Source organism: Streptomyces sp. AB3(2024) (assembly GCF_041862025.1).
GTDB lineage: Bacteria > Actinomycetota > Actinomycetes > Streptomycetales > Streptomycetaceae > Streptomyces.
Genome location: NZ_JBGWAB010000074.1, coordinates 12,409 through 38,553 on the forward strand (window position 1 = coordinate 12,409; position 26,145 = coordinate 38,553).

Sequence of the window (26,145 nt, forward strand, 5' to 3'; positions counted from 1 at the left end):
CGCCGCCCGCCACCGGACCCCCGCCCGGGGCCTCCGGGGGTGACGTCCGCGTTTCGTAAGGAGCGCGGAACCCCGTTCGGGGCGCGGCGTTCCTACGGTGAGACCGTGACCGTGACCGTGAGTGTTGATGTCGTCCTGCCCTGTCTGAACGAAGCCGAGGCCCTGCCCTGGGTGCTCGCCCGTATCCCTCCCGGCTGGCGGGCCCTGGTCGTGGACAACGGGTCCACCGACGGCTCGGCGGAGATCGCCCGCTCCCTGGGCGCCACGGTGGTGACCGAGTCCCGGCGCGGGTTCGGCGCCGCCTGCCACGCGGGGCTGCTCGCCGCGCAGGCGGAGGTCGTGTGCTTCTGCGACTGCGACGCCTCCCTGGACCCCGGGCTGCTCACCGGCTTCGTGGCCGCCGTGGCCGCCGGCGAGGCGGACCTGGTGCTGGGCCGCCGCAGGCCCCGGGGCCTGCGCGACTGGCCCGCGCACGCCCGGGTGGGGAACCTGGTGCTGGCCCGGCTGCTGCGCCGCCGGACCGGGCTGCCCCTGCGCGACCTGGGCCCGCTGCGCGCGGCCCGGCGGGCCGGCCTGCTGGGCCTGGAACTGTCGGACCGCCGCTCGGGCTACCCGCTGCAGATGGTGGTGCGGGCCGCGGACGCGGGCTGGCGGGTGCGGGAGGTGGACGTGCCGTACCTGCCGCGCGCCGGGAAGTCGAAGGTGACCGGCACCTGGCGGGGCACCTGGCAGGCCGTCCGCGACATGAGCCGGGTGCTGGCGGAACCCGCCTCGCCCGGCGCCCGTGACCGCGCCTGCGCGAGGGGGACCCGGTGAAGACGACCCTGCTGGTGATCGCGAAGGAACCCCTGCCGGGCCGGGTCAAGACCCGGCTCACCCCGCCGTTCACCCCGGCCGAGGCGGCCGCCCTGGCCGAGGCCTCGCTGGCCGACACCCTGGCCGCCGTCGCCGCGACCCCCGCCGCGCGGAGGGTCCTCGTACTGGACGGACGGCCCGGTCCCTGGCTGCCGCCGGGCTTCGAGGTGCTCCCGCAGTCGGCGGGGACCCTGGACGAGCGTCTCGCGGCGGCCTTCGGGGCCTGCTCCGGTCCCGCGCTGCTGATCGGCATGGACACCCCGCAGGTCACGCCCGCGCTGCTGACCGTCGACTGGGACGGGTACGACGCCTGGTTCGGGCCCGCCGTCGACGGGGGCTTCTGGGCGCTGGGCCTCGCCGAGCCCGACCCCGGGCTGCTGCGCGGGGTGCCGATGTCGGTGGCGCGGACGGGCGCCGTCCAGTACGCGCGGCTGCGGGCGGCCGGGCTGCGGACCGGCCGGCTCCCGCTGCTGCGGGACGTGGACACCGCCGAGGACGCCCGGCTGGTGGCGGCTTCGGCTCCGGCCGGGGCGTTCGCGGCTCGGCTGGCGGCCCTGCCCGGCGGGGCGCCGGCGGTGCGGGGGTGACCGCCGCCGCGGCCTGGACGGCCGACGACCCGTACTCCCTCGCCCTGCGCAGCGGCCGGGGTCCCCTGTTCCTGCGGCGCGGGGACGGCTGGCTGTTGCCGCTGGAGGTGGAGCGCTGGTGCGAGGCCCCCGACGACGCGGACCGGACCGTGCTGGGGCGCTGCCGCGGGGCGGTGCTCGACATCGGCTGCGGCCCCGGGCGGCTGGTGGCGGCGCTGGCCGCCCGGGGCCACCGGGCACTGGGCATCGACGTGAGCCCGGAGGCGGTGGCCCGTACGGCCCGCGCGGGCGGCAGCGCCCTGCACCGGTCGGTCTTCGACTCCCTGCCGGGCGAGGGGCGTTGGGGCACGGCCCTGCTGATCGACGGGAACATCGGCATCGGCGGCGACCCGGCGGCCCTGCTGGGACGGATGGCCGAGGTCCTCGCCGCCTCGGGGTCGCTGATCGTGGAGTGCGAGGAGGTGGAGGTGGACGAGCGCTGCGAGGTCCGGGTCGCGGACGGCCGCGGCGCCCTGGGCACGCCCTTCACCTGGGCCCGCGTCGGTGCCGCCGCGCTGACCGCGCACGCCGGGGCGCGGGGGTGGGTCCGCACGGACCACTGGACGGTCGCCGGGCGCGTGTTCGTGGAACTGCGGCGCCCTGGAAGGACCCTTCCGCGGCCCTCGGACCGCCGGCTCGGGCGGGCGGTACGCCCCTGAACGGTACGCCTCTGAACGGTCCGGTGCCGGACGGTGCCGTCGGGTGCCGTCCGGTGCCGTGTCCGCGCCGCGCCGGGCCGGGCCGCGCCGGACGGAGCCCGGCCCGAGGAGTTCGTCGACCGCTACCGGGCGGCCGGGCACTGGCGCGGCAACACGCTGGACGACCTGCTGCGCGACTGGGCCCTGCGGTACGGACCGCGCACCGCGCTCGTGCACGGCGACACCCGCCTCACGTACGCGAACCTCGCCCGACGACGAGATCCGCCTGGTCGACGCCGACGGCGAGATCCGCCTGGTCGACGCCGACGGCGAGATCCGCCTGGTCGACGCCGACGGCGAGGACGTGCCCGACGGGGAGCCCGGCGAACTCCTCGTCCGGGGCCCTTGCACCGTGCGGGGCTACTACCGGGCGCCCGACGAGAACGCCCGCGCCTTCACCGCCGACGGCCGCTTCCGCACCGGCGCCCGCGCGCGGCGCACCCCGGACGCCAACGTGGTGGTGACCGGCCCCGACCGGGAGGAACCGGCCGGCGACACCGGCCCGCGACCGTCCGAGTGTCCCGCTTCATCGACCCCGCCTGGCTGGTCGAGGTGGAGGTCGACGCCGTCCTCCCGTAGGCCGGTCCTTCCCATGGGACCGTCCCTTCCCGATGCCGCCCGACCGCTCAGACCCGTTCGAAGACGTGGGTGTGGCCGATGGACGTGAAGCCGCGCCTGGCGTACCACGTGCGCGGCCAGTCCTGGGTGTCGGCGATCAGGAACCGGATGCCGCACCCCGCGTCGGCGGCCCGGCGCAGGGCCGTGTCCAGGACCGCTCCGGCGTGCCCGCGGCCGAGGTGGGCCTCGGCGGTGACCAGGTCCTCGATCTGGGCCGTGCCCGTCCGCGGGTCGGCGTAGAGGTCGGCCCAGGAGGCGATCTCGCCCTCGCCGGTACGGGAGCCTATGAACCGTACGGACTCGGCGCCGCGGCGACGGGCCCCGCGCTGGTCGACGAGGGCGCGGACGGTCTCCTCCCCGGCCTCCGGCAGGAAGCCGTGCCAACGCCGGGTCAGCGGGGCCCGCAAGGCGTCGAGTTCCACCTCCCGGGCGTGCGCGCCGTCCGGGACGGACCCGGTGTGCAGCATGACGAGGTAGGACGAGTGCGTGTACCCGGCCCGGGTCAGCCACGGCCCGCAGGCCGCCGCGGTGACGTCGTCGAAGACGGAGACCATCCGGTGCCCCAGGTGACCCAGGAGTTCCTCGGCCCGTGCGGGCAGCGCCCCGGGGTCGACGGCCCGTTCGACCACGATCTGGTTGGCGGACCAGGTGCGGGCGAAGGCGTCGTCGAGGGCGGCGAACCCGCCCGGGAACTCGACGGTCCGCGCCGCCTGACGGCGCGCGAAGGCGGTCAGGAAGGCCCTGACCCGCGGGAGTTCGGTGCCCGGTTCGATCGGCTGCGGCTGCTGCGTGTGCTGCGTCGGCTCGGTCGGCATGGGCCGAGCCTAGGCACCGGATCCCCGCCGCCGCCCCCGATTTTCCGCCCATCGGCGTCCGGCCCCTCCCGGCCCGCCACCGGTCCTGGTTCCGGTGTCCGGGCGGCCGCGGGCCCGTCGGCGCGAGGCGGTCACGACGGCGACGGTGACCGCCGCCACCGCGCCCAGCACGATCAGCAGGTTCCGCCCGTACGGCAGCGGCAGGGCCGTCGGGTTGGCCGGGACCCCCGGCCGCAGGAGCGCGGGCAGCGTGACGAGCACCAGCACGCCCCCGGTGATCAGCCCACCGCGTACGGGTCCCCGCGCGGGGGCCGCGGCGAGGAGCAGTCCGGCTGCCAGTACGAGCGGGACGATCACCCCGTCGTGCAGGACGAGCGAGCCGCCGAGCCAGACGAGCACGTCCATCGGGTCGGGCAGGGCGGCCACCAGCCGGCCCCCGACCGCGATCAGGAGCAGACCGAGGGCGCCCAGTGCGCGACGGAGCGCCTTCACAGCACCTCCAGCAGGGTGACCCACTTGGTCTGCAGCACCCCGGGCCGGTTCGGCGCGATGATCCGCGCCGGGTAGCCGTGGTCGGGAGACAGCACCTGCCCGTTGAGTTCCAGCGCGAGCAGGGTGAGCGGGTCCTCGGCATGGTCCCGTCCCATCTCCATGACGCGGTAGGCGCCGCCGGTCTCCATCGAGGTGACGCGCAGCGCGGCGCCCGGCGGTGCGCCCGCGCGGGCGAGCAGGTCGCGGATCCGTACCCCGCTCCAGGCCGCCTGGGCGCTCCAGCCCTCCACACAGGCGATCGGCAGGTCGGCCCGCACCTGCGGCAGGGCGCGCAGTTGGGGGAGCGTCAGCGTGTACGGGCGGGGGCCGCGCACCTCCAGCCGCCAGTCGCGCAGCCGGTCGGGCCCGATCCCGGCCGCGGCGGCCGTCCGGTTGACGGGCAGGCCCTGGGGCCCGTGGCCCGGGTGCCGGGGGCCCAGCAGGTCGAGGAACGCCAGCGGGGTGAAGGACTGGCCGACGGTGGTCACCGTGACCGCGCCGACGGCGGCGGCCGTCCCGAGGAGCAGCGAACGCCGGTCCGGCCCGTCCGCGGCGGGCAGCAGGCGGGTGCCGGGCGAACGCGCGGTCCAGTGGTCCCTGATCTCGGGGGCCTTGACGGCGATGTGCAGCAGGATGGATCCGGTCACGACCCAGGCGAGGGCGAAGTGCGTCTCGACGAAGCCGAACGGCCAGGGGTACCACTGCACGATGTTGAGGAGTCCGGAGGAGACCTCCAGTACGGCGGTCGCGACCAGGACGGCCACCGACAGCCGCTCCAGGGCGTGCCGTACGCCGCGCACGGGCGGCCATGCGAAGAGCCGGGGGTAGACGGTCCACAGCTTGACGAGGAGCAGCACGATCGCGGCGAGTCCGGAGGCGATGTGCAGGCCTTGGGTGAGCCGGTAGCCCCAGGCGGGCCGGGTGGGGAGGGAGTCGGCGGCCCAGGCGGGCGGGTGCTGGAGGTAGTGGCTGATCAGCCCGGTCACGAAGCAGACGGCGAAGGCGGCGGCGAGCGGGCGGCCGACGGCGGTGGCGGTGCGGGCGTCGTGCAGGCGGCCGGCGAAGCCGGGCGGGCGCCCGGCCGCCAGGGCCGCCTGCACCCGGCCGAACGCCCCCTGTCCGGGCGGCAACGGCCCGGGGTCGTCGGAGTAGTCGTGCGCGGGGGCGTTCGCGGGGCCGTCCGTGGGCGACGGGTCGCAGGGCGGTGGGGGGTCGGAAGTCATGCTCCCCATCACACCGTCCCGGGGCCCGGCGCAGGGCGTCCGGCACCTTACGAAACGCGGACACCGGGCCCGGTCAGGGGTCTTGCGGCGGCCCGCGCTGCCAGGCTGGCGACCATGGACCACCCCCGCCTCCGCCCCCGTCCGGGCCCCCGCCCCCAGGCCGCCGCCCGCATCCCGGTCGCCGTGACCGTGCTGCTGCTCACCGCGCTGACCGGCGTGCTCGTCGCCGCCGTCCGCTACGACGCGTACTTCACCGACCCGGCCGGGCTCCTCGGCTGGTACGCCGCCGCCTGGGCCCTGTTCGGGGCGGCCGTGTGGTCGCTGCGACGGGTCCCGGCCCGCCGCGTGGTCCCCCTGCTGCTGGCCGGGGCGCTGGCGGTCGCCGGGGCGGGGCTCGCCGGGCCGCCGCTGACCAGTACCGATTCCTTCCGTTACGCCTGGGACGGCCGGGTCCAGGCCGCCGGGACCTCCCCGTACGACCGCGCCCCGGCGGATCCGGCGCTGCGTCCCCTGCGCGATGCCTGGCTCTTCCCCCACACTCCCGCCGCCTGCGCCGGACCCGCCCGGGTCATCGTCGAGCCGGGGGTCTGCACCCGGATCAACCGGCCCGTGGTGCACACCATCTACCCGCCCGTCGCGGAGGGGTACTTCGCCCTGGTGCACTTCCTCTCCCCGCCCGGCGTGCGCCACAAGGCGCTCCAGGTCGGCGGGGCCCTGACGGCGTTCGCGGTGACCGTGGCGCTGCTGCTGATCCTGCGGCGCCGGGGCGCGGACCCCCGGACGGCGGCCTGGTGGGCGTGGTGTCCGGCGGTGGCGGTGGAGGCGGTGAACAACGCGCACGTGGACGGGCTCGCCGTGCTGCTGTCGGTGGCCGCGCTGGGGGTGGTGGTGCGCCGACGGGCCCTGGGCGGGGCCCTGTTCGGCCTGGCCGTGGCGGCGAAGCTGCTGCCCTCGGTCCTGTTGCCCGGCGCGCTGGCCGGCGTACGGCGGTGGCGGGACGCGGCGGTGCTGCTGCTGCCCGCGGCGGCGGTGGTGGGGCTGGCGTACCTGCCGTACGTGCTGTGGTCTCGCTCGTCGGTCTTCGGATACCTGGGCGGCTACGCCGAGGAGGAGGGGTACGGGGATCCGGGCGCGGGCGGCCGGTACGCGCTGCTGCGGCTGGTGCTGCCGGACGCGTGGGCGGTCCCGGCGGTGGTGGCCGGGATGCTCGCGGTGGTGGCGTACGTCTGGTGGCGCGGGGATCCCGAACGGCCGTGGAGCGGGGCCCTGCTGGTGACGGGGACGGCCTTCCTGCTGATGACGCCGGGGTACTCCTGGTACGCGCTGCTGCTGGTGGCCCTGGTGGCGCTGGACGGCCGGGCCGAGTGGCTGGGGGTGGCAGTCGCCGGGGCGGTCGTGTACGTGGGCCGGGTGCCGTTGGGCGGGGCGACCGTGGAGGTGGCGTACGGGCTGGCGGGCGCGGCGGTGCTGGCCGGCTGGGCGCTGCGCCGCCGGGCCGGGGCCCGGGACGGAGAGGGGTCTCGTCCCGGGCCGCGGAGCGGGCGGGTGGGCGGTGGTCAGCCGATGTGGAAGGAGTCCCCGTAGACCTTCCAGTCGAGCGGGGTGTTGAGGTTCAGGTTGCCCTTCTTCAGGAAGACCCGCTGCGCGGTGTCGACGCGGCTGGTGTCGCTGTGCGCCTCCTCCTGCTTCATCGCCCAGACGCGGGCGTCGAGGAAGGCGTTCAGCCAGGTGGTCTCGTTGCCGCCCTGGGCCGGGGGCTTGGCCTTGGTCAGGGCCCGCTTGCGGATGTTGCGGAAGCTGGTGGAGTCGCTGCCGTCGCCGTGCATGACGATGGCGTCGTAGTAGATGAACTGGCCGAGGGTGCCGACGCCGTCGCTCTTGCCCTGGCCGACGGCGGGGTTGAAGTAGACGCGGTCGCGCTCGTGGTCCTGCGCCTTCTTGAACTCGCCGTCGACGGCGGCCTTGGCCCAGTCCTTGGTGAAGTTGGGGTCGAGGCCGGCGTGCGAGTCGCCGCCGTTGACCTTGCGCAGGGCGGGCAGGTACTTGGCGAGCACGTTGCCGGGCTTGACCTGCGTGTAGTACTCGACGAGGTCGAGCATGTCGCCGGTGCCGGAACAGAAGCCGATGATGCCGGCGGTGTAGCCGCGCCCGTCGCGTATGTCCTCGATGTACTTGTACTGCGCCTTCCAGTCCAGCGAGGAGTTCTCCGCGCTGGAGACGATCTGCATGGCGATGTCCTTCTTCGCCGGGTCGTCGAGCCCGGTCGCCGCCGCCGCGACGGGGGCGGCCGACGCCGGTGCCGCCGCCGGTGCGGCGGTGGCGTGCGCGGCGACGGGGGCGGCGAGGAGCGCGGCGCCGATCAGGGCGCCGATCGTCATGGTCTTGCGGCGGGGAGTGAACACAGGGCCTCCGTACGGTGGTTGAGCCTGTCCCGGCTCCGTTAGGAAACTTTCCTACCAGACATTCGTGGCGGCCGACACCCCCCGGGAAAGAAGTCCGGAGGAGACCAATCCGCTCGGGTGTCGGCTCCGAAGTCCTCCATGACCGACGCCGCCACCGCCCCGGAGGACCGCCATGACCCGTACGCGACGCCGCCCCGCAGGTCACGGCCGGAGGGGGCGCGCGTGAGGCGGACGATCCCCTTCGGCGCACCGCAGGAACGGTCCGCCCCCGACCTCCCCGGAATCATGGAGCACGTCGCCCGCGGCGATCAGGACGCCTTCGCCGCGCTCTACGACGTGATCGCGGGCCCCGTCCACGGGATCGTCGTCAAGGTGCTGCGGGACCGGGCGCAGTCCGAGGAGGTCACCCAGGAGGTCCTGATCGAGGTCTGGCGACAGGCCCCGCGCTACCGCCCCGACAAGGGCACCGTCATGACCTGGGTGCTGACCATCGCGCACCGGCGCGCGGTGGACCGGGTCCGCTCGGCGCAGGCCGCGACCGCCCGCGAACAGGACACCGCGGCGCGCGAACACGCCCGCCCCTACGACGAGGTGAGCGAGCAGGTGGAGATCCGGCTGGAGGGGGAACAGGTGCGCCGCTGCGTGCGCGGGCTGACCGAACTCCAGCGCCAGGCCGTCAGCCTGGCCTACTACGGGGGGCTGACGTACCGGGAGGTCGCCGAGACCCTCCACACCCCGCTGCCCACGGTCAAGACACGGCTGCGCGACGGTCTGATCCGGCTGCGCGACTGCATGGGGGTCACGGCATGAGCCGCACGAGAACCGGCGCCGAGCAGCTGCACGCACTCTCCGGGGCCTACGCCCTGAACGCGCTGGACCGGGCCGAACGGGACGCGTTCGAGCGGCACTTGGAGCGGTGCTCCCAATGCGCTCAGGACGTACGGGAGTTCGCGGCTACCGCCGCCCGGCTCGGCGCGGGCGTGGCCCTGCCCGCCCCACCGGGGATGCGGGCGGCGGTCCTGGGGCGCATCGACGGGGTCCGGCAGCTGTCGCCGGCCCGCCGGGGCATCGCCACCCTGCGCCGACGTGCGCTGCCGCTGGCGCTCGCGGCCTGCCTGACCGGGGTGCTGGCCCTCGGCGGGACCGCGGTGTGGGAACACCAGCGGGCCCGCCAGTCGGCCGAAGCGCTCCAGGACCTGACGGCGGTACTGGCCGCGCCGGACGCCCGTACGGTGATCAGGCGGTCGGCGTCCGGCGCCACAGCGACGGTGGTGACGTCCCCGTCCCGGGACCGGGCGGCCTTCCTCGGCTCCGGGCTGCCGGCGGCCCCCGAGGGGCGGACCTACCAGCTGTGGCTGGCCGACGGGGGCACGATGCGGCCGGCGGGGCTCCTGGGCGGCGACGGGGCGACCGTCCTGACGGCTCCCCTGGGCCGCGCGACGGCGGTCGGCCTGACCCTGGAACCCGCGGGCGGCTCCCCCGCCCCGACCGGCCCCCCGCTGATGCTCCTCCCCCTCCCCCACTGACGGCCGGCCGCCGACCCGGGCGTCCGGCGGGCCCGGACGACCGGCGGGCCCGGACGACCGGCGGCCCCGGCGCGGGCCACGGCGCGCGGGGCGGGTGGGCGGGACTCTGGCACATGCGGGCGGGTTCGGGGCATCCTTGCGCACATGCGACCCTCATCGGCCGCAGAAGCTCTCACGTACACCCCACCGCCCGGGCCCCCGGCCCGCCCGCACCGACAGCAGGAGGCGCCGATGGCCCTCGTCGTGATCCGTCACGCACCCGCGCCCGCCCCCGACCCGCTCGCCCCCGCCCTGGACACGGGTGCGCCGTCCGGGCCGGAGATCCGGCGCTGTGACCCGTGGTCGGGGGATCCGCTCCCGGCCGGGCTCAAGGACATCGAGGGCCTGGTGCTGACCGGGGACACCCCGGAGGCACTCCCCCTGCTGCGGGAGGCGCTGGCCGCGGAGGTGCCGGTGCTGGCCCTCGGCGGCGGGGCGGACCTGCTGGCCCGCGCGGCAGGCGGATCACGGCCGCCCGCGCGCCGGACCCCGGAAGCCGCCGATCCGCTGCTCGGCGGCGGCGACGGAGGCCCGGACGGAAGTCCGGAAGGAGGCCCGGAAGGCGGCGGGGAAGGCGGCCCGGACGGGGGCCCGGACGGGGGTGACGGCCACCCCGCACCGGCCCCGGCGTTCCGGGTCGGCGGCAGCGCGTGGGGGCTCGCGGCCCCGCCGGAGGGCGACGGGGCCGGGGGGCTGCTCGGGAGGTTCGCGGCACTGGTGGCCGGGCGGGCCGAGCACACCGCCACCCGGGCCTTCTTCACGCCGCGTGCCGACGCCTGGGAGGAGCGCTTCGCCTACCAGACCCCGGCCTACGAGGCGGCCGTGTCCCGGATGGGCCTCGCGGAGGGCCGGACCGCGCTCGACCTCGGCTGTGGCAGCGGCCGTGCGCTGCCCGCGCTGCGCGGGCTGGTCGGCGCCTCCGGCACGGTCCTCGGCGTCGACCTCACGCCCGCCATGCTCACGGCGGCCGCCCGCGAGGGCCGGACCGGCCCGGGGCGACTGCTGCTGGTCGCCGACTGCGCGCGGCTGCCGCTGGCCGCCGGCACGGTGCACGGCATCTTCGCCGCCGGTCTGCTGGACCACCTGCCGAAGCCGCGCCCCGCGCTCGCCGAGTGGGCCCGGGTGTCCGCGCCCGGCGGGGAGCTGCTGCTGTTCCACCCCTCGGGCCGGGCCGAACGCGCCGCCCGCCACGGCCGCCCGGTCAGCCCCGACGACCCCCTGGCCGAGCCCAACCTCCGCCCGGCCCTGGAGGCGACGGGCTGGCGTCTCGCGGAGTACGAGGACGCCCCGGACCACTTCCTGGCCCGAGCCCTGCACCCTTGATCCCGGCACACCCGGTCAGGCGGTCGGCTCCGCGGGCAGGTTCAGCTGCCAGGAGACGCCGAAGCGGTCGTTGAGCCAGCCGAACCGGGGGCTGAAGCCGTACGAGTCCAGGGGCATCAGCTCCTCGCCCCCTTCGAGGAGGGCCCCGTAGAGGCGGTCGATCTCGGCGGCGCTCTCGCACTCCACGAAGAGCGACACGGCGGGGGTGAAGCCGAAGGCGTGCTTGACGTGGCTGTCGATGCACATGAGGCGCTGGCCGGCGAGCGAGAAGGTGGCCTTCACCACCGTGCCCTCCTCGCCGGGCCCCTCGGCCCCGTAACGGGTGACGTCGAGGATCCCGGAGTCCTCGAACAGCGAGGTGTAGAGGGTCATCGCCTCTTCCGCCCTGCCCTCGAACATCAGGAACGTGGTGATCTTCTGTGGCAGCGAGGCCATCGTGCCCGCCTTCCGCGTGGTGGTGGGAGCCGTTCGCCCCCGAGGCTAGGACACGCCTGTGACACCGGCCCCGGGACTCACGGGCGCAGTGCCGGGCGGTCCCGGTGGCGTCGTGGACGGCCACGCGGTCCGCGGGTGCGGCCCCCGGTCAGAGCCAGCCGTTGCGCCGGAAGCCGCGGTGGATGACGAAGCAGGCGGCCGCCATCACGGCGACCACGATCGGATAGCCGTAGGTCCAGTGCAGTTCGGGCATGTTGTCGAAGTTCATGCCGTAGACCCCGCAGACCATGGTCGGGACGGCGACGATGGCCGCCCAGGCGGTGATCTTGCGCATGTCCTCGTTCTGGGCGACCGTCACCTGCGCGAGGTGCGCCTGGAGGACGGAGTCGAGGAGGCCGTCGTAGGCGTTGATCTGCTCGGTGGCGCGCAGCAGGTGGTCGGAGACGTCGCGGAAGTAGGCGCGGGCCTCGGCCGGGATGACCGGTATCGGCTCCGTGGCGAGGTGCTGGAGCGGCCGGCTCAGCGGCGCGACCGCCCTGCGCAGTTCGAGGAGTTCGCGCTTGAGCTGGTAGATCCGGCCCGCGTCGCCGCGCCCGCCGTGCTCGCTGAACACGGCCGTCTCGACGGCGTCCATGTCGTTCTGCACGGCGTCGGTGACGGCCACGTAGTCGTCGACGACGTGGTCCGCCATGGCGTGCAGCACCGCCGCCGGGCCCTTGGCCAGCTGCTCCGGCTGCGCCTCCAGGGCCTCCCGGACGGGGCCGAGGGTGCCGCGGCCGCCGTGCCGGATGGTGATCACGAAGTCCCCGCCGACGAAGGCCATCAGCTCGCCGGTCTCGACGACCTCGCTGGTCGCGGTGAGTTCCTCGTGCTCGACGTAGCGCACGGTCTTGAAGACGGCGAAGAGGGTGTCGTCGTAGCGCTCCACCTTCGGGCGCTGGTGCGCGTTGACGGCGTCCTCGACGGCGAGCGGGTGCAGCCCGAACAGCTCCGCGAGTCCGGCGAGTTCCGCCTGGGACGGCTCGTGCAGGCCGATCCAGACGAAGCCGTCGCCCGTCTTGCGGACCCGGCGCAGCGCCTCCTCCACCTCGGCGCAGTCCTCCTGGCGGATGCCGTCGCGGTAGACGAGGCAGTTGACGACGGCGCTGCCGAGCGGGGAGCGGGCGGGGTGGCTGAGGTCGACGGCCCGCCGGTAGCCGCGTCGAACGGCCCGGCGCAGGTTGCTGAACATGGACAAGGACGTACTCCCCTTCGGCGGATCAGCGGACAGTCTGCCACCGCGGAACCGGTCCGCCCGCTCACACCGGCCGCAGGGCCTCCTGCGCGCTCTCGGCGACCACCCGCGCGACAAGCGCCAGCGCGGGCGAGTCCAGCTTCCACTGCTGCCAGTACAGCGGTACGTCCAGCGGGCGCTCGGGGGCCAGCTCCAGCAGCCGCCCGGAGCGGATCAGGGGCTCCGCCTGCGTCTGCGGGACCAGTCCCCACCCGAGCCCGGCGGCCACCGCGTCCCGGAAACCCTCCGAGGTCGGCACGTGGTGCCGGGCCCGGGAGGCGCCCGCGGCGCCGCCGGTCAGCCCTCGCACGAAGGCGTCCTGGAGTTCGTCCCGCCGGTCGAACACGATCAGCGGGGCCTCGCACAGGTCCCGCGCCGGCGCTCCCGTCAGGTACCGGGCGGCGAAGCCGGGGCCGGCCACCGCCAGGTAGCGCGCGAGGCCCAGCGCCCGCACCGTGCAGCCCGCGACCGGGTCCGGCGAGGAGGTGACGGCCGCCATCACCTGGCCCTCGCGCAGCAGCGCCGTCGTATGGCCCTCGTCCTCGCGGTACAGCTCGAAGCAGACCGGCGGGTCCTGCGGCACCCGGGTGAGCGCGGGCAGGAACCAGGTGGCGAGCGAGTCCGCGTTCACCGCCATCGGCAGCCGCACCGGGCCGAGTCCGTCGGCGGCGCCCATCCCCAGCTCGGCCCGCGCGTCGCGCTCCAGGCGGGCGAGCTGCCGGGCGAAGCGGATCACCACCTCCCCCGACTCGGTCGGCCGCACCGGCTTGGTCCGCATCAGCAGCACCCGCCCGGTGCGCTGCTCCAGGGACTTCACCCGCTGGCTGACGGCGGAGGGGGTCACGTGCAGGGCGGAGGCCGCGGCGTCGAAGGTGCCCTCGTCGACGACCGCGAGCAGGGTCCGCACCTGTTCGAGGGGGAGCTCGTCCATCACAGGCGCTAATGGTACGTAAAAATCTTTAGCTGTACGCGGCCCCACGCCGTGCCTACGGTCGGTTCCATGAACAACGGCATCACCACAGCGGCCCTGGCCGGTTTCGGCACCGGCCTCTCCCTCATCGTCGCCATCGGCGCCCAGAACGCGTTCGTCCTGCGTCAGGGGGCGCGTCGGCACGCCGTGCTCGCCGTGGTCGCCATCTGCGCCGTCTCCGACGCGCTGCTCATCACCCTCGGCGTGGCCGGGGTCGGCGCGTTCGTCACCGCCTGGCCGGCCGCCCTGACCGCCGTCGCGATCGCCGGTGGCACCTTCCTCGTCTGCTACGGGTTCCTCGCGGCGCGGCGGGTGCTGCGCCCCTCCGCGGACGCGGCCCTCAGTGCGAAGGGCGCCGCCGCCGGCTCCGCCCGTACGGCGGTGCTGACCTGCCTGGCAATGACCTGGCTCAACCCGCACGTGTACCTGGACACCGTCCTGCTGGTCGGGTCGCTGGCCGCGGACCGGGGCGACCTGCGCTGGGCCTTCGGCATCGGGGCCGCGCTCGCCAGCCTGATCTGGTTCGGCGCGCTCGGCTACGGCGCCCGGCTGCTGAGCGGTCTGCTCGCCCGGCCGGGGGCCTGGCGGGTGCTGGACGCTCTGGTGGCCGCCACCATGGTGACGATGGGCGGCATGCTGCTGGCACGGGCCTGACCGGGGGCGGAGCCGCCCGGCCGGCCCGGCGGCCGTGGTACTGATGCCTGACGGCCGGGTGCTGCCCGTACCCGGCTCGCCGCCGCCTCCAGGAGCCGCCGCCGTGCCCGACCGCCCGTCCTCCGACCCCACCGCGCCGCCCCCGTCACCGGAGCCCGCCACGTCCCCTTCCCCCGCTTCCCCCGCACCGGTGCGCGCCTGCCACGCCGGCCCGGCGGGCCCCCTCGTCGCCGCGACAGGGATGGTGCTGGACCTCCGGGGCCGGGTCCTGGTCCTGACCACGTCCCACAAGGACGGCCTGGAACTGCCCGGGGGCACGGTGGAGGACACCGAGACCCCCGAGGAGGGGCTCGCCCGCGAGCTGAGGGAGGAGCTCGACCTGTCCGTCCCGGTCGGCCGGCTGCTCGCGGTGGACTCCTGCCCGCCCGGCGCGCCGGGCCGCTCGCTCGTGGTCCACGTCCACCTGGTCGGACCGCTCGACCCGGCCCGGATAGCGGGGATCTCCTTCGCCGACGGGGAGATCACCGGGGCCCACTGGCTCACCCCGGAGGAGGCAGCCGAGCGGCTCCCCGACCGGATCGCCCCCCGGCTGCGCGCCGCCGTGGCCGCGCTGCGCTCGGGTTCCCTGGCCCACCTGGTCGGCGGCGTCCCCCAGCCCGGTTCCCCCGCCGGCCTCGACCCGGCCGCCCGCGCCGCCTTGGAACACGCGGGCGGCTACGACGAGGCCGGCCACCGCGCCGCCCGGCCCAAGGCCGTCACCGCCGCGAACGTGCTGTTCACCGATCGGGCCGGGGCGGTCCTGCTCGTACAGCCCGGCTACGGCGAACCGGGCCGCTGGCTGCTGCCCGGCGGCGGTGTGGACAGCGACCTCGGTGAGACCCCCCGGGCCGCGGCCGCGCGCGAGGTCCGCGAGGAGATCGGCCTGGAACTGACCCCGGGCCGCCTCCTCGCCGTCAACTGGTCCCACCGGCCCGGTTTCCCGGCACGGATCCGCTTCCTCTACGACGGCGGGGTCCTCGACCCGGACGTCCTCGCCCGGATCCGCCTGCAGCCGTCCGAGCTGCTGCGGTGGCGCACGGCGCGCCGCGACGAACTGCGCGGCCTGGTGAAGCCGCTGCTGCGCCGTCAGATCAAGGCCTGCCTGAAGGCCGGGGCCCGGGGCTCGGGCCCGCTGGAACTCCACGAGGGGCGCCCGGTCGGACCGAAGGAACCGAAGGAGGCGAAGGAGGGGAGGAAGGCGAAGCGGCCGAAGGGCCACGCCACGCCACCCTGAGCCGGAACAACGCCCAACCAAATACCACCCCATTCGACTATTCAGCCAAGCATTTGCCAGCCCATTGCCGAATTTGACGTGGCAGATGCACGATATGGACAGGCAGGGCGGACCGGCGACGCGCCGCTCCTTCGACTCCTGCACCGAGCGAGGTGGGCCCCATGAACGAGCGCCGGGCGGACGGCAGTGCCGGAGACGTCGACTACGGCCGCATCGGCCGCGGTTACTCGGGCCACCGGCGCCCGGACCCCCGGATCGCCCGGCGCATCGCCGATGCCCTGGGGGACGCCCGTACGGTGATCAACGTGGGCGCCGGCTCCGGATCGTACGAGGCGGCCGCCCACGCGGTCACCGCCGTCGAACCCTCCCGCGCGATGCGCGCCCAGCGCCCGGCCGGACTGTCCCGGGCGGTCGACGCCGTGGCGGAGGACCTGCCTTTCGCGGACAGGGAGTTCGACGGCGCGATGACCCTCTTCAGCGTGCACCAGTGGACCGACGTACGGGCCGGCCTGCGCGAGATGCGGCGCGTGACGCGCGGCCCGGTGGTCATCCTGACCTGCGACCCGAAGCTGGTGCGCGACTTCTGGCTGTACTCCTACGCGCCCGAGGTACTGGACACCGAGGCGCGCCGCTACCCGCCGATCGAGGACATGGCCGCCGCCCTCGGCGGCACCGGGATCGTGGAATCCGTTCCGATTCCGCTGGACTGCACCGACGGTTTCAACGAGGCGTACTACGGCCGCCCCGAGATGCTCCTCGACCCGGCCGCCCGCCAGGCCTGTTCGGCGTGGAGCTTCGTCGACGACGGGGTGCGCCGGCGGTTCACCGAATCCCTGCGCCGCGACCTGGACTCCGGGGCCTGGGACGAGCGCCACGGCCACCTGCGCCGCCTCCCGGCTTACGAGGGCTCCCTGGTCCTCGTCCGCGCCACTCCGGCCTGACACCCGACGACCGCGCCCACATACCCCCTACCCCTTTGGAGTATCCCGCCCGGTCGCCTACGATGCGGGCATGAGCACACGGGCGCGGCGACGGGACGGGCGGCACGGGCTGCCCGCGCGCCTGTTCCTGCTGTTCGCCCTGCTCACCGGGATCGTCGCCATGCACGGCCTGGGCCCCGGGCCGCTGACACCGGCCTCCGGGCACACCACGCCCGCGGCGGCACCGGCCGCCCACCGGGCGGCCGAGGACCACGTCCCGGCCGGTCCCTGCGCATGCCCCGAAGAGGGCGGCTCCGGCGGACACGGCCTGCACGCCGACCCGACCTGCGCGGCGCCCGGCACGGCCGGAGCCCCGGCCCTGCCCTCCCCGGCGCCCGCCCCCGGGACCCTCCCGGCCGTGGCAGCGGCCGCGCACGGGACCGTACCCGGGTCCGCGGTCCGGGGGCGCGCCCCTCCCTCCCTCAGCGAACTGCAGCTCCTGCGCATATGAGACGGCTCCGGCATCCGTGCCGCCGAGCCATTCCTCAGACCCCAGCACAGGAGCAGCACCACCATGACCTTCCAGCGTTCCCTCGTCCGCCGCACCGCCGCCGTGGCCGCGGCGGCGACCGCCGCCCTCGTGCTCGCCGCCTGCGGCACCGACTCCGCGAAGGACTCCTCCGCGGGCGCCCCCACGCACGACGGCCACGCCGTCGGCTCCCCGGCGTCCGCCACGCCCTCCGCGCCGTCCTCCGCCTCCGCCACGCCCGGCCGGGGCGGCAACAACGCCGCCGACACGGCCTTCGCCCAGGAGATGGTCCCCCACCACCGCCAGGCGGTCGAGATGGCCGACCTGGCCGCGACCCGCGCCGGATCGCCCGATGTCAAGGCACTCGCCGAGGAGATCAGGAAGGCGCAGGACCCGGAGATCAAGACCCTCTCGGGCTGGCTGACGGCCTGGGGGCAGCAGGTCCCCGCAGCCGACGCCGGTCACGGCGGGCACGCCATGCCCGGGATGATGACGGGCGGCGAGATGGACGAACTGACCAAGGCCTCCGGCAAGGAGTTCGACGGGGCCTTCCTCCGGATGATGGTCAAGCACCACGAAGGCGCCGTGGCCATGGCCCGCACCGAGCAGTCCGCGGGCGCGTACGGTCCGGCGAAGGACATGGCCGCCGCGATCATCAGCTCCCAGAGCGCCGAGATCACCCGTATGAACGCCCTCCTCGCCAAGGGCTGATCCCACCCCCGCACCCCCGCGCCGCCGCGCCCGCGCGCCGCGCCGCGGGGGTCCGCGGACGGGACCCGGTCCCCTGGGCCGGGTCGGCGTACGGGTGATGTGCGGCCCCTGCGGGGACGTGCCACGCTGGTCACAGACCCGGGCGGGCGAGCGTCGCGAGGAACGGGGGCGCGCTGTGGTGCGAGGAGCGAAGGCCCGATGCCTCGGGCGCCGCGTCGCCGCCGGTTGCGCGGCCCTGCCGCTCGTGGCCCTGACCTCGGGCCCGGCCGCCGGATCGGGCACCACGGCGTCCGCGCCGTCCGACGACGACGCGGCCGGCGGGCTCGACCCCCGGATCACGGCGATCATGCACAAGCCGGAGTACCGCCACGCCCGGTGGGACCTCCTGGAGACCGACCCCGCCGGCGGCCGGGCGGTGCACAGCCTGTCACCCGAGACGTTCTTCATCCCCGGGTCCACGGCCAAGCTGTTCGTGGTGTCCGGAACCTGGCGGACGCTGGGCGCCGACCACCGCTTCGTGACCCCGCTCTACGCGGTCGGCGAGCGCCGCGGCTCCACGCTGACCGGCGACCTGGACCTGGTCGCGCAGGGCGACCTCACGATGGGCGGCCGGACCGCCCCCGACGGCACGGTCGCCTACACCGACCTCGACCACACCCCATCGCCAACGACCTGGCCATGATCGCCGCCCACCTCCAGAAGGGCTGATTCGGTCTTCGCCGCGATGGCGGAAGCCGAGCGGGAGTTCGTCCACGAGCGGACCCCGATCGGCCTGGACACCGCTGCTGGAATCACCCCGGACCAGAGGGGCCGGGGAAGGACCGGTGCGGCTCCAGGTCTCTCCTCAGGCTGAGCGCAGGGCGTCCGTCGGGGAGGCCTTGGCCGCGCGCAGGGCGGGGTAGATGCCGGCGAGGGCGGCGACCATGACGGAGACGACGGGGCCGGCGACGATCGTGTAGAGCGGGATGGAGGCCGGCCATCCCTGGGCCAGGGCGTAACCGTAGACGGTGAGGCTGCCGACGATCAGCCCGCCGATGCCTCCGATGAAGCCCATCAGTACCGCCTCCAGCAGGAACTGGACGGCGATCTGTCCGCCCCTGGCGCCCAGTGCGCGGCGCAGTCCGATCTCGCCGCGGCGTTCCATGACACCGACGACCATGGTGTTGGCGATGCCGACCCCGCCGACGAGCAGGGCGACTCCGGCGAGGGAGAGGACGAGTCCGGTGAGTGCTCCCTCTGTCTCGTTGCGTGCCGTGAGGAGGTCGGAAGGGCGGCTTACGGCCACCTTGCCCGGGTTGGCGGGGTTCGCGGTGGCGCCGGCCACGGCCTGGACGTCGGGGACGCGTTCGGGATGGGAGCGCAGGTAGACGGTGACAGCAGTGCCGTCCGCGCCCAGGTGGGCCGTCGCGTGGGGCCAGCCGACCAGGGCGGCCGTGGCGAGTTCGGGGGCCAGCTCGTTCGGTGTCAGGATCCCCGTGACCACGTACGGCTGTCCGCCCAGCCAGACCCGCTCGCCGGGCGCGGTCACACCGAGGCGCTCTGCGGCCTGGTCGCCGAGCACGGTCACGGGAAGGTTCTCGCTCGCTTTGTCCAGCCATTTCCCGCTGCGCAGGGTGGCGTGCAGGACGTCGAGGAGGTTCAGCCGGGCGGCCAGCACGGTGATGCCGCCGGTCTGCTCCTTCGGTACCAGGTCGTTGCGGTAGACCTCGGCCTTGGTGGCGCCGGTCGCGGTGACCTGCTGCACCGGAGCGATGTTGGCGAGCATCTTCTCGGCCGTGGACGGCAGCGGTACGGGCTGCTGGTTCTGGTCCTTCCCGGGGCCGACGGTGATCAGGTTGGAGCCGAGCTGGTCCAGGCGGGCCAGCAGATGGGCCTGGTTGGAGGAGGAGATGCCGGTCACGGCGATGACGGCGGCGATGCCCAGGGAGATGCCGAGGGCGGACAGGGCGGTGCGCATCTTGCGGGTGCGCGGTCCGATCATGCCCAGGCGCAGCAGGTCCGCTGGGCGCAGCCGGGTCCGGCGCAGGGGAGACGTGGATGTCATCGGTCGGCTCCTGCGGGGTGCGGGCGGCGTTCGTCGAAGTCGATGCGGCCGTCGTGGATGCCGATGCGCCGGGGGAAGGAGGCGGCGAGGTCGCGGTCGTGGGTGATGACGACGACGGTGGTGCCGTTGTCATTGAGGGCGCGCAGGAGGTCGACGACGGCCGCGCCGGAGGCGCTGTCCAGTGCCCCGGTGGGTTCGTCGGCGAGCAGCAGGGCGGGGCGGCCCACGAGGGCGCGGGCGATCGCGACGCGCTGCTTCTCCCCTCCGGAGAGCTGGTCGGGGCGGTGATCGAGGCGGTGGCCGAGACCCACCTCGCGCAGGGCTTCGACGGCCGCTTCGCGCCGTCGTGCGTCCCGGGTGCCGTTGTAGAGGAGGCCGGTGGCGACGTTCTCGACCGTGGTGAGTCCGGGGAGCAGGAAGAACTGCTGGAAGACGAAGCCGATCCGGTGTGCGCGCAGCGCGGCCAGTTCGTGGTCGGAGAGACCGGACAGGTCGCGTCCTTCGAACCGCAGCCGGCCCGCGGTGGGCCGGTCGAGGGAACCGAGGAGGGCGAGGAGGGTGGACTTGCCCGAGCCGGAGGGGCCGACGACGGCGAGGAGTTCACCGGCTTCGACGGTGAGGTCGATGCCGTGCAGGATCCGCAGCGGCGGCGATCCCGGGACCGGGTACTCCTTGACGACGCCGGTCAGCTCCAGCACGGGTACCCGGCCCCGGGTAGGTGTCAGGGTCACTTGGGGATCACGACCTGGTCGCCGCTCTTCACGTCACCGGTGATCTGCGCCTTGGCGTCGGCGACCAGTCCCAGCTGGACCTTGACCAGTCGGCTGGTGGCGCCTTCGACGACCTTGACGCCGTAGCCGCCGCCATCCAGGGCGAGCAGCGCGGTGACCGGGACGATGAGGGCGTCGGCGGCGGTCTCGCCGACGACGTTGACCGTCACGGAGGAGGGTCCGGCCGGCTGGGCCTTCTCCTGGCTGTCCAGCACGATGGTGACGGAGGTCTTCTGCTGGCCACCCCCACCGCCGGCCCCGCCGGACCCGCCGGCCCCGCCGTCCCCTCCGCCGGCGTCGCCGCCGCGGATCAGGGAGCGGATGCGCCCCTCGACGGTGCCGCCCCCGGAGAGGTTGACCACCACTTTGCCGTTGGGTTTGAACTGGGACAGCTGATTCTCTGCCGGCTGTACGACCGCGACGAGGTCGGTGCCGCTCACGGTCATCACCGACCCCGCCCCGAGGGCGGAACCGAGCTGGGCGCCGAGCCTCTGCACCTGCACGGCGGCCAGCGGCAGCATGACGACGCTGCCGGGCGCCACGGTCCCGGTCTCCTTCACGCCCAGGGCCTTCTGCCACCGCTTGACGGCGGTGGCGGTGCCCTCCGTGAACTTCTCGTCGACGGCCAGTCCGAGGCCGCCCGCGTGGCCGAGCTTGACCAGGTTGCTCTTGAGCTGCTTCACATCGGGGCCGTCGCCCGCGCCGGGGCCCAGCTCACGCCACATGGGCCGGTCCCCCGTCATGAGGACGACGGGCCGTCCGTCGACCTCGTAGAGCTTGCCGCCCGCCTTGACGGCGGAGCCGACGGCGGGCAGGGCGGTGATCGTTCCCTGGCCGGAGCCGACCACGGGAGTGGGTGTGTCGTAGCTGAGGGCCCCGGCGACCTGGATGCCGCTGGACAGCGATCCCTTCTCCACCACCACCGTTCCGTGGTCGGCGGACGACCGCTCGGCGACGGAGCCCTTGCCCGCCCAGGGTCGGGTCGCGCCCCACGCGGCGGTCCCCGCGAGCGCGGCTATGAGGACGAGCGGGACGACCGTCCTGCGGCGCTTCTTCGGCCTGGTGCCTTGCGTACCGGCAGCGACGGGGGCGGCGGACTCGACGGTCTCGGGCACGGTCACTCGCCGATCGAGTAGCCGGGCGCGGGCAGCTTGCTGCACGCCGGCTGGATCGCGTCCCACTTGGCAGCGTCGAACTTCAGCCGTGGGATGAGGAGGACGCCGGTCTTCGGGTCGGGGTCGGGGAGCTCCGAGTAGCCGTTCTTCCGCCCGCACGCGACCCAGGCACGCGCCTCGTCGACGAACTTCTGATTGATCTTCGCCTTGGCCTGGTGGATGCCGGGCACCTTCTCGTCGCAGACCTTGGCCGCCGCCTCGTACGCGGCGACGTCGGCATCGCCGCCGGTTGCGGTGGCGGGGGTGAAGATGGTGCCGTCCTTGTCCTGCTGGACCTCGTTGCGTCCCTGACCGTGCATGCAGGTCACCCAGGCCCGGCGGACCGCGTTGTCGTCCTGCGGTTTGCTCTTGCCCGATCCGTCGCCCCCGGCGACCTTGGGCGCGGCCTCCTGCGAGGAACAGCCACTCATCACCAGTGCCGCGCTCGCGGCGGCTGCCGCCATGAGGACTCGTCCGGTTCGACTGCGCATATTTCTGCTCCCTGCCGGATCTCGAAGATGACGTGACATGACGTCCACCAGTTCTACGCAGTGCCGGGTTAGCCATCGGTGAGCTGCGCCTAACCGGTGGCTAACGTCGTCCGAGGGATCCTTGACCAGCGGGTTCGCAGACGGGGCAGCGCACGGCACGGTCGAGTGGAGCGGGACGGACGACATGCGAGTACTCATCGTCGAGGACGAGGTGGAGCTGGCCGAGATGCTGGCCGACGGCCTGCGTGTGGAAGGCATGATCTGCGATGTCGCGCACGACGGTGCCCACGCGCTGGAGATGACGGCCGCCGCCGGATACGACGTACTGGTCCTGGACCGGGATCTGCCCCATCTGAGCGGGGACTCCGTCTGCCGGGCCCTGAACACTGCCGGCTATCCGGCCAGGATCTTGATGCTCACCGCCGCCGACAGCCTCTCCGACCTGGTCGACGGCCTCGGCCAGGGCGCCGACGACTACATGGCCAAGCCCTTCTCCTACCTGGAACTGATCGCCCGGCTCCGGGCCCTCGGCCGACGCTCCTCCCACGGCAGCGCCACCACCGTGCTGAGCCGCCACGGCGTCAGCCTGGACACCGTCCGCAGGGTCGCCGAACGCGACGGCCGCCCGCTGAAGCTGACGCCCAGGGAACTCGGCGTACTGGAACTGCTGCTGCGGGCGGACGGCGCGCCCGTCGACACCGAGGAACTACGGGACAGGCTGTGGGACGCGGCACTGAACCCGGCCACCACCGCCGTACGGGTCACCGTGCACGCTCTGCGCCGCAAACTGGGCGAACCACCGCTCATCCAGCACGACCCCGGCTTCGGCTACCGGCTGTGATCCGCGGCCACCGGGCCCGTACCCGCCCCGCCCTGTACCGGCTGCCGCTGCGCGGGCGGCTGACGCTGACGACCACCGCGCTCTTCGCGGTCCTCGGCGCAGGACTGCTCCTCCTGAACTGGCTGAGCTCGCGGCAGCTCATCGAGGACAACCGCTACCTCGTCGTCCCGACCGCCGACCTCCTCCCGGCAGCCGAGCCTCCCGGCGTCCCGGACACCGGACCCCTCGATCCGGCACAGAGCCCCGCCCCCCTGCCGCCGGGCACCTCGGAGGCCATGCCCACCACCCCCTCCGAAGCCTTCGAGGACTTCCAGCACAGCGTCCTCAACGACCTGCTGATCCGATCCCTCCTGCTCCTCGCCCTCTTCACCGCCCTCGCGGCACTGCTCGCCCTGTGGGCCAGCCGCCGCTCACTGCACCGCCTCACCCAGGTCACCGCCGCCGCCCGGCGCATCAGCACCGGAAGCACCCTGGACGAACGGCTCGACCTGAGCGGACCGCACGACGAGGTCCGCGAACTCGGCGACACCTTCGACGCCATGCTCGACCGCCTGGACCGCAGCTTCACCGCACAACGCCACTTCACCGCCCACGCTTCGCACGAACTGCGCACCCCCCTCACCGTGCAGCGCACCGCCCTGGAGATCCCCCTGGCCCAGGGCCGGGTCCCCCCGGACCTGCAACCCGCACTGCACCGCGCACTGGAGGCCAACGCACGCACCGAGCGCCTGATCGACGCCCTGCTGACCCTGGCCCGGGGTGAGAGCCAGAACCTGACACCGCACCCGGTCGACCTCGCGGACATCGCCGGGGGTGCCGTCGGGGACCTCGCCGAAGAGGCCCGGACGACGACGGTCCGGATCACCGCACACCCCGCACCCGCGCCGGTCGAGGGCGATCCCTCCCTCCTCCAGCAGATCGCACTGAACCTGCTGGCCAACGCCGTACGCCACAACCACCCGGGCGGCACGGCGACGATCACCACCGGTGTCGTCGGCCGGCTGGCCTTCATCGAGGTCGCCAACACCGGACCGGTCCTGGACCCGGAAGAGGTGCCCGGCCTCTTCGAGCCGTTCCGGCGCGGCCCGGAACGGCGGAGCAAGGGGCTGGGTCTGGGACTCGCCGTGGTCCGCGCGATCACTCTCACCCACCACGGCGAGGTCACCGCAACCCCCCGCCCCGCCGGAGGACTCACGGTCCGGGTCGACCTGCCCCTCCGAACCCGCGTCGAACCGCCGACGTGACCCTCCCGGACAGGGCCCAGTGCTGCGCCCGACACCGTCCATCGCCAACGACCTGGCCATGATCGCCGCCTGCCTCCGGGAAGGCCGGCTCAGAGCGAGTCCGAGCGGGCCGGAACCTCGTCGAGGAAACCGCCCGACTGGTGCTGCCACAGCTTCGCGTACGCGCCCTCGGCTGCCAGCAGCTCCTGGTGCGTTCCCTGTTCGACGATCCGTCCCCGGTCCAGGACCACGAGCCGGTCCATGCCGGCCACGGTGCTCAGCCGGTGCGCCACGACGAGCGCCGTCCGTCCCTCCATGAGCCGCCACAGCGCCTCCTGGACGAGGAGCTCGCTCTCGGAGTCCAGGGCGCTGGTCGCCTCGTCGAGCAGCAGGATCGGCGCGTCGCGCAGGATCGCCCGCGCGAGGGCGACCCGCTGGCGCTGCCCGCCGGACAGCTTGATGCCGCGCTCGCCCACCATGGTGGCGAAGCCGTCCGGCAGGGCGTCGGCGAACTCCGTGACGTGCGCCGCCTCGGCCGCGCGCCGGACTTCGGCGTCGGTGGCACCGGGCCGGGCGAAGGCGATGTTGTCGCGCAGCGTGCGGTGGAACATCGCCGGATCCTGCGGTACGTAGGCGATCTGGCCGCGCAGGTCGGCCTGGCGCAGCCGGCTGATGTCCTGGCCCCCGATCGTGATCCGGCCCGCGTCGATGTCGGTCATCCGCAGCAGCAGCCGGGTCAGGGTGGTCTTGCCCCCGCCGGACCGGCCGACGAGGCCGAGCTTCGTCCCGCCGGGCACGTCCAGGTCGAGGCGCTCGAAGAGCGGCTCCCCTCCCCCGTGGGCGAAGGTCACCCCCTCGAAACGGACGTCGCCGGCCCGGGAGCGCAGCGGCTCCGGCGCGGCCGGGTCGACCACGGTGGGCGGGGTCAGCAGCAGTGCGGTGAACTGCGCGGCCTCCGTCATCGAGCTCTCCAGGCGACGGTAGATCTGATTGAACTCGAACATGATCCGCGTGGCGTTGGCGAAGTAGGTGAAGGCGACGACCACCGCCTCCACGCCGTGCGCCCCGCCGCCCAACGCGACGGCGAGCAACAGGCCGAGCGCGTTGGCCAGTACGGACATCGGCGCGACGAGCGTGTCGATGCGCAGGTTGCCGTAGTCCCACGACCGCAGCATGAGCCGGCGTGAGCGCGCGACGCGCGAGCGGTGCTCGGCGGCCTCGCGTTCCTCGGCGGCGAAGGCCCGGACGGTGTCCATGTTCATCAGGCTGTCGGCGACGTGGCCCGACACGTGGGCGATCGCCTCCTCGCGCTGGTCGACCAGTTTCTGGCGGCGCCGGATCAGGGGCAGCACGCACACCGCCGTCAAGACGATGAGCGTCAACAGCCCGACCACGAGCAGCGGTTCGTACTGCCACAGCACCACCGATCCGAACAGCAGCGGCACGAGGCTGCCCAGCACCGAGAACGTCAGCGTGTCGACGAACTCCTCGAAGCGGGACGCGAAGCTCAGGACCCGCTTGGTCAGCGATCCGGCGAAGTTGTCGTGGAAGAACGCGGTGTCCTTGGCGAACAGCTCGTCCATGCCGATCACGTACAGGCGCTCGATCCCGAGGGCGTCGACGCGGTTCAGGAAGTGCAGCCCGAGGCGCCACAGCCCCTCGGAGAGCAACAGGACGCCGGCGAAGCCGAGCACGTAGGGCAGCGCCGGGCCGACCCCTGCTCCGGCGCCCGAGGCGATGCGGCCGACGAGCTTGGCGACGACCAGCGGCGCGAGGTAGTTGATGCCGATGTTGCCCAGCGCCGGGAGCAGCATCGCCGGCCCCGCCAGCCGGCGGAGCCGGACCAGTTCGCGGCCGTAGTAGCGCAGTGCGAGGAGTACCGGACCCCTGTCGGTCGGACCTTCGGACGATTCAGCCGTTCCCATCACAACCCTGCGTCCTCGTGGGGCGAGACGCCGTCACCTCGTCGGGTGCGGGCCAGGAACCGCAGTGTCCCGCGAGCATGCCCGCCCGGTCCACGCGTTTTCCCGTGTGGGGGACACGGCGCCGGCCCTGCCGGCGGACCCGGTCCCGGAAACGGGGGCGGGGGGGGGGGGGGTTTTTTTTTATATTGCCCCCCCTCCCCCCACAATACTATTCCGGTGCGCCTCGTTTTTTAATTATACCCCCAAAACCCCCCCATCCGTGCGCCCCGCCGCCAC

Annotated in this window: 28 protein-coding genes; 16 read left to right on the forward strand and 12 right to left on the reverse strand. The window is 74.3% G+C overall.

The features are described from left to right. Positions 1-105 precede the first annotated feature (105 nt). Genes ACEPPI_RS25390 through ACEPPI_RS25405 form a run of 4 tightly spaced genes read left to right on the forward strand, consistent with a single transcriptional unit; the run spans position 106 to position 2,846 of the window. The gene (locus ACEPPI_RS25390; protein ID WP_373917577.1) at positions 106-816 is read left to right on the forward strand and encodes a glycosyltransferase family 2 protein; all 711 of its coding nucleotides are present in this window, start codon (positions 106-108) and stop codon (positions 814-816) included. Next, a complete protein-coding gene (locus ACEPPI_RS25395) occupies positions 813-1,442 on the forward strand; it encodes a DUF2064 domain-containing protein (RefSeq protein WP_373917578.1) in 630 nt (209 codons plus the stop codon). Before ACEPPI_RS25390 ends, ACEPPI_RS25395 begins: the two co-directional genes overlap by 4 nt. Next, positions 1,439-2,140 carry a methyltransferase domain-containing protein gene (locus ACEPPI_RS25400; protein WP_373917579.1) on the forward strand — a complete coding sequence of 234 codons (702 nt, stop codon included), beginning with the start codon at positions 1,439-1,441 and terminating at the stop codon, positions 2,138-2,140. The genes ACEPPI_RS25395 and ACEPPI_RS25400 overlap by 4 nt, the downstream gene beginning before the upstream one ends. Positions 2,141-2,198: 58 nt before the next feature. After that, positions 2,199-2,846: an AMP-binding protein gene (locus ACEPPI_RS25405; protein ID WP_373917580.1), complete on the forward strand. Its 648-nt coding sequence runs from the start codon at positions 2,199-2,201 to the stop codon at positions 2,844-2,846. Here ACEPPI_RS25405 and ACEPPI_RS25410 read toward each other — a convergent pair. Genes ACEPPI_RS25410 through ACEPPI_RS25420 form a run of 3 tightly spaced genes read right to left on the reverse strand, consistent with a single transcriptional unit; the run spans position 2,806 to position 5,366 of the window. Next, positions 2,806-3,612 (reverse strand): GNAT family N-acetyltransferase, encoded by an 807-nt coding sequence (locus tag ACEPPI_RS25410; protein WP_373917582.1) that lies wholly within the window; start codon positions 3,610-3,612, stop codon positions 2,806-2,808. The genes ACEPPI_RS25405 and ACEPPI_RS25410 overlap by 41 nt on opposite strands. Before the next feature lie 9 nt (positions 3,613-3,621). Next, the gene (locus tag ACEPPI_RS25415) at positions 3,622-4,104 is read right to left on the reverse strand and encodes a hypothetical protein (protein ID WP_373917583.1); all 483 of its coding nucleotides are present in this window, start codon (positions 4,102-4,104) and stop codon (positions 3,622-3,624) included. Beyond that, the gene (locus ACEPPI_RS25420) at positions 4,101-5,366 is read right to left on the reverse strand and encodes a molybdopterin-dependent oxidoreductase (RefSeq protein ID WP_373917584.1); all 1,266 of its coding nucleotides are present in this window, start codon (positions 5,364-5,366) and stop codon (positions 4,101-4,103) included. The genes ACEPPI_RS25415 and ACEPPI_RS25420 overlap by 4 nt, the downstream gene beginning before the upstream one ends. A 114-nt stretch (positions 5,367-5,480) precedes the next feature. On the opposite strand from ACEPPI_RS25420, the gene ACEPPI_RS25425 reads away from it, so the two are divergent. Continuing rightward, positions 5,481-6,950 carry a glycosyltransferase family 87 protein gene (locus tag ACEPPI_RS25425; protein ID WP_373917585.1) on the forward strand — a complete coding sequence of 490 codons (1,470 nt, stop codon included), beginning with the start codon at positions 5,481-5,483 and terminating at the stop codon, positions 6,948-6,950. Here the strand turns inward: ACEPPI_RS25425 and ACEPPI_RS25430 are convergent. Beyond that, positions 6,923-7,744, reverse strand: a complete 822-nt coding sequence (locus ACEPPI_RS25430) for a chitosanase (protein WP_373917604.1) — start codon at positions 7,742-7,744, stop codon at positions 6,923-6,925. The two genes, ACEPPI_RS25425 and ACEPPI_RS25430, sit on opposite strands and share 28 nt — an antisense overlap. A 246-nt stretch (positions 7,745-7,990) precedes the next feature. On the opposite strand from ACEPPI_RS25430, the gene ACEPPI_RS25435 reads away from it, so the two are divergent. The 3 genes from ACEPPI_RS25435 to ACEPPI_RS25445 all read left to right on the forward strand — a co-directional run bounded on the left by ACEPPI_RS25435 (position 7,991) and on the right by ACEPPI_RS25445 (position 10,656). Beyond that, on the forward strand, positions 7,991-8,578 hold the full coding sequence (locus ACEPPI_RS25435; RefSeq protein ID WP_373917586.1) for a sigma-70 family RNA polymerase sigma factor: 588 nt from the start codon (positions 7,991-7,993) through the stop codon (positions 8,576-8,578). Further along, a complete protein-coding gene (locus ACEPPI_RS25440; protein WP_373917587.1) occupies positions 8,575-9,294 on the forward strand; it encodes an anti-sigma factor domain-containing protein in 720 nt (239 codons plus the stop codon). Before ACEPPI_RS25435 ends, ACEPPI_RS25440 begins: the two co-directional genes overlap by 4 nt. 231 nt (positions 9,295-9,525) lie before the next feature. Beyond that, the gene (locus ACEPPI_RS25445; RefSeq protein WP_373917588.1) at positions 9,526-10,656 is read left to right on the forward strand and encodes a methyltransferase domain-containing protein; all 1,131 of its coding nucleotides are present in this window, start codon (positions 9,526-9,528) and stop codon (positions 10,654-10,656) included. Between the two features lie 15 nt (positions 10,657-10,671). Here the strand turns inward: ACEPPI_RS25445 and ACEPPI_RS25450 are convergent, their stop codons facing one another. The 3 genes from ACEPPI_RS25450 to ACEPPI_RS25460 form a co-directional block, all read right to left on the reverse strand. Next, positions 10,672-11,091 (reverse strand): VOC family protein, encoded by a 420-nt coding sequence (locus tag ACEPPI_RS25450; protein WP_373917589.1) that lies wholly within the window; start codon positions 11,089-11,091, stop codon positions 10,672-10,674. Positions 11,092-11,239: 148 nt separating this feature from the next. After that, positions 11,240-12,322 (reverse strand): magnesium/cobalt transporter CorA, encoded by a 1,083-nt coding sequence (gene corA, locus ACEPPI_RS25455; RefSeq protein WP_373917605.1) that lies wholly within the window; start codon positions 12,320-12,322, stop codon positions 11,240-11,242. A gap of 67 nt (positions 12,323-12,389) precedes the next feature. Continuing rightward, a complete protein-coding gene (locus tag ACEPPI_RS25460; RefSeq protein WP_373917590.1) occupies positions 12,390-13,295 on the reverse strand; it encodes a LysR family transcriptional regulator ArgP in 906 nt (301 codons plus the stop codon). Positions 13,296-13,364: 69 nt separating this feature from the next. Here ACEPPI_RS25460 and ACEPPI_RS25465 point away from each other — a divergent pair, with 69 nt between their 5' ends. From ACEPPI_RS25465 to ACEPPI_RS25490, 6 genes are all read left to right on the forward strand, one after another. Continuing rightward, positions 13,365-13,988, forward strand: a complete 624-nt coding sequence (locus tag ACEPPI_RS25465) for a LysE/ArgO family amino acid transporter (protein ID WP_373917591.1) — start codon at positions 13,365-13,367, stop codon at positions 13,986-13,988. A gap of 103 nt (positions 13,989-14,091) precedes the next feature. Continuing rightward, positions 14,092-15,261 carry an NUDIX domain-containing protein gene (locus tag ACEPPI_RS25470; protein ID WP_373917592.1) on the forward strand — a complete coding sequence of 390 codons (1,170 nt, stop codon included), beginning with the start codon at positions 14,092-14,094 and terminating at the stop codon, positions 15,259-15,261. A gap of 161 nt (positions 15,262-15,422) precedes the next feature. Further along, positions 15,423-16,202 carry a class I SAM-dependent methyltransferase gene (locus ACEPPI_RS25475; protein ID WP_373917593.1) on the forward strand — a complete coding sequence of 260 codons (780 nt, stop codon included), beginning with the start codon at positions 15,423-15,425 and terminating at the stop codon, positions 16,200-16,202. Positions 16,203-16,272: 70 nt separating this feature from the next. Further along, positions 16,273-16,692, forward strand: a complete 420-nt coding sequence (locus ACEPPI_RS25480; RefSeq protein ID WP_373917594.1) for a DUF6153 family protein — start codon at positions 16,273-16,275, stop codon at positions 16,690-16,692. Between the two features lie 63 nt (positions 16,693-16,755). Beyond that, positions 16,756-17,421 (forward strand): DUF305 domain-containing protein, encoded by a 666-nt coding sequence (locus tag ACEPPI_RS25485; protein ID WP_373917595.1) that lies wholly within the window; start codon positions 16,756-16,758, stop codon positions 17,419-17,421. A gap of 175 nt (positions 17,422-17,596) precedes the next feature. Continuing rightward, positions 17,597-18,103 carry a D-alanyl-D-alanine carboxypeptidase gene (locus tag ACEPPI_RS25490; protein ID WP_373917596.1) on the forward strand — a complete coding sequence of 169 codons (507 nt, stop codon included), beginning with the start codon at positions 17,597-17,599 and terminating at the stop codon, positions 18,101-18,103. A gap of 162 nt (positions 18,104-18,265) precedes the next feature. Here ACEPPI_RS25490 and ACEPPI_RS25495 read toward each other — a convergent pair whose 3' ends face one another. Genes ACEPPI_RS25495 through ACEPPI_RS25510 form a run of 4 tightly spaced genes read right to left on the reverse strand, consistent with a single transcriptional unit; the run spans position 18,266 to position 21,880 of the window. Beyond that, a complete protein-coding gene (locus ACEPPI_RS25495) occupies positions 18,266-19,465 on the reverse strand; it encodes an ABC transporter permease (RefSeq protein WP_373917597.1) in 1,200 nt (399 codons plus the stop codon). Beyond that, complete coding sequence (locus ACEPPI_RS25500; protein WP_373917598.1) at positions 19,462-20,196, reverse strand: ABC transporter ATP-binding protein; 735 nt, start codon at positions 20,194-20,196, stop codon at positions 19,462-19,464. Before ACEPPI_RS25500 ends, ACEPPI_RS25495 begins: the two co-directional genes overlap by 4 nt. Then, on the reverse strand, positions 20,193-21,356 hold the full coding sequence (locus ACEPPI_RS25505; protein WP_373917599.1) for a peptidoglycan-binding protein: 1,164 nt from the start codon (positions 21,354-21,356) through the stop codon (positions 20,193-20,195). Before ACEPPI_RS25505 ends, ACEPPI_RS25500 begins: the two co-directional genes overlap by 4 nt. Beyond that, positions 21,353-21,880, reverse strand: coding sequence for a hypothetical protein (locus ACEPPI_RS25510; protein WP_373917600.1), 528 nt, complete (start codon positions 21,878-21,880; stop codon positions 21,353-21,355). The genes ACEPPI_RS25505 and ACEPPI_RS25510 overlap by 4 nt, the downstream gene beginning before the upstream one ends. A 184-nt stretch (positions 21,881-22,064) precedes the next feature. Between ACEPPI_RS25510 and ACEPPI_RS25515 the strand changes: the two genes are divergently transcribed. Then, positions 22,065-22,721, forward strand: a complete 657-nt coding sequence (locus ACEPPI_RS25515) for a response regulator transcription factor (protein WP_373917601.1) — start codon at positions 22,065-22,067, stop codon at positions 22,719-22,721. Beyond that, positions 22,718-23,965, forward strand: coding sequence for a sensor histidine kinase (locus ACEPPI_RS25520; RefSeq protein WP_373917602.1), 1,248 nt, complete (start codon positions 22,718-22,720; stop codon positions 23,963-23,965). Before ACEPPI_RS25515 ends, ACEPPI_RS25520 begins: the two co-directional genes overlap by 4 nt. An 89-nt stretch (positions 23,966-24,054) precedes the next feature. Here ACEPPI_RS25520 and ACEPPI_RS25525 read toward each other — a convergent pair whose 3' ends face one another. Further along, complete coding sequence (locus ACEPPI_RS25525; protein WP_373917603.1) at positions 24,055-25,869, reverse strand: ABC transporter ATP-binding protein; 1,815 nt, start codon at positions 25,867-25,869, stop codon at positions 24,055-24,057. Positions 25,870-26,145 lie beyond the last annotated feature (276 nt).

Bases quoted from the DNA above. Each gene is read 5' to 3' on its own strand.
- ACEPPI_RS25410 (WP_373917582.1), bottom strand. From the start codon at position 3,612: ATGCCGACCGAGCCGACGCAGCACACGCAGCAGCCGCAGCCGATCGAA.
- ACEPPI_RS25420 (WP_373917584.1), bottom strand. From the start codon at position 5,366: ATGACTTCCGACCCCCCACCGCCCTGCGACCCGTCGCCCACGGACGGC.
- ACEPPI_RS25425 (WP_373917585.1), top strand. From the start codon at position 5,481: ATGGACCACCCCCGCCTCCGCCCCCGTCCGGGCCCCCGCCCCCAGGCC.
- ACEPPI_RS25430 (WP_373917604.1), bottom strand. From the start codon at position 7,744: ATGACGATCGGCGCCCTGATCGGCGCCGCGCTCCTCGCCGCCCCCGTC.
- ACEPPI_RS25440 (WP_373917587.1), top strand. From the start codon at position 8,575: ATGAGCCGCACGAGAACCGGCGCCGAGCAGCTGCACGCACTCTCCGGG.
- ACEPPI_RS25445 (WP_373917588.1), top strand. From the start codon at position 9,526: ATGGCCCTCGTCGTGATCCGTCACGCACCCGCGCCCGCCCCCGACCCG.
- ACEPPI_RS25450 (WP_373917589.1), bottom strand. From the start codon at position 11,091: ATGGCCTCGCTGCCACAGAAGATCACCACGTTCCTGATGTTCGAGGGC.
- corA (WP_373917605.1), bottom strand. From the start codon at position 12,322: ATGTTCAGCAACCTGCGCCGGGCCGTTCGACGCGGCTACCGGCGGGCC.
- ACEPPI_RS25460 (WP_373917590.1), bottom strand. From the start codon at position 13,295: ATGGACGAGCTCCCCCTCGAACAGGTGCGGACCCTGCTCGCGGTCGTC.
- ACEPPI_RS25465 (WP_373917591.1), top strand. From the start codon at position 13,365: ATGAACAACGGCATCACCACAGCGGCCCTGGCCGGTTTCGGCACCGGC.
- ACEPPI_RS25475 (WP_373917593.1), top strand. From the start codon at position 15,423: ATGAACGAGCGCCGGGCGGACGGCAGTGCCGGAGACGTCGACTACGGC.
- ACEPPI_RS25480 (WP_373917594.1), top strand. From the start codon at position 16,273: ATGAGCACACGGGCGCGGCGACGGGACGGGCGGCACGGGCTGCCCGCG.
- ACEPPI_RS25485 (WP_373917595.1), top strand. From the start codon at position 16,756: ATGACCTTCCAGCGTTCCCTCGTCCGCCGCACCGCCGCCGTGGCCGCG.
- ACEPPI_RS25495 (WP_373917597.1), bottom strand. From the start codon at position 19,465: ATGACATCCACGTCTCCCCTGCGCCGGACCCGGCTGCGCCCAGCGGAC.
- ACEPPI_RS25510 (WP_373917600.1), bottom strand. From the start codon at position 21,880: ATGCGCAGTCGAACCGGACGAGTCCTCATGGCGGCAGCCGCCGCGAGC.
- ACEPPI_RS25515 (WP_373917601.1), top strand. From the start codon at position 22,065: ATGCGAGTACTCATCGTCGAGGACGAGGTGGAGCTGGCCGAGATGCTG.
- ACEPPI_RS25525 (WP_373917603.1), bottom strand. From the start codon at position 25,869: ATGGGAACGGCTGAATCGTCCGAAGGTCCGACCGACAGGGGTCCGGTA.